This window comes from Streptomyces sp. AV19 (assembly GCF_015999245.1).
Classification (GTDB): Bacteria; Actinomycetota; Actinomycetes; order Streptomycetales; family Streptomycetaceae; genus Streptomyces.
This window is the reverse complement of sequence record NZ_JAEAMR010000037.1, coordinates 1-1,019: the sequence shown is the minus strand read 5'-3', so window position 1 is coordinate 1,019 and position 1,019 is coordinate 1. Positions and strand designations below refer to the sequence as shown.

Sequence of the window (1,019 nt, the reverse complement as noted above, 5' to 3'; positions counted from 1 at the left end):
CGCTCCATCGCCCGTTGGAGCCGCTCCTGCTGCCGCTCCAGGCCCTTGACCAGTTTCTCGGCTGCCTTGATCCCGGCCCCGTACATCGCATCCGCCGTTGTGCGGCCGGCCGCCCCGGCGGCAGCGCCGATCTCGGACCGGAGATCGTTGATGCGATGGAGGTCGCTGCCGCGCGCACTGAGCAGGGCCTCGGCGGTGGACAGACCGCCGCCCTCGATCCCGGCGTTCGCGATCTCCTGGAGACTGCCAGAGTTCAGGCCCCGGGCCTTGAGCTCCTTGAGTGCGGCGGCGAAGCTGACGGCCTTGTCGCGGTTCGACAGCAGGTCGTTCATGACCTTGCCGATCGTCGTCCGCGCACCGCCCTGCGCCGTGCCCGTGATGTTCGCCGCCGACATCACCCCGGACGACACACTGTCCTTGACCTGGGCGGCCTTGTCCCGGAGCCCCTTGAGCTTGTCCCGCGCCCCGTCCAGCGCGGAATTGACCTTGGTGAGCGCCTTCTCCTGCTTGATGAGCTGGGCGCCGGTCCGGTCTAGGGCTCCCAGGAGCCGCCGCTCGACACCGCCGGAGAAGGCGTTGTCGATCAGCCCTCGCCACTTGTTCAGCGACTGGGCGAGCGCCCCCAGGTCGTTGGGGTTGTCCATCGCCGCCGCGAACTCGCTCCGCCGCCGGCCCGCCATGCGCCCGAAGTGCGACACGGTCAGGTCGCCCGCCATCTCCGACCGCGCTCGCCGGGCCTCCTCGGAGACCTTGCCGCCCTTGGCGAATGTACCCAACACGCCCTGGTTGATGGCGTCCAGGAACCTTGTGCCGTACTTCTTCACGGCCCGGGTCTGGATCACGTACTCGCCGTTGGACGCCATGAGCGGCACGTCGTCCGACGTCCCCGTGCCGGGCCCATGGACCGGGCCGCCGGATGCGCGCCGTTGAAGCTGCCCGAGGAGCCCCGGCTGAGGCAACTCCACCAAGTTCCGGTACGTGGTGATCGTGACCGTCTTGTCGTGGATGGAGGCCAGTTG

The 1,019-nt window shown here is 69.2% G+C and carries 1 pseudogene; it reads right to left on the bottom strand.

Going from position 1 to position 1,019, the window contains the following annotated elements:
- Window positions 1-1,019: pseudogene (locus tag I5Q34_RS32775) on the bottom strand (phage tail protein); the annotation flags it as partial.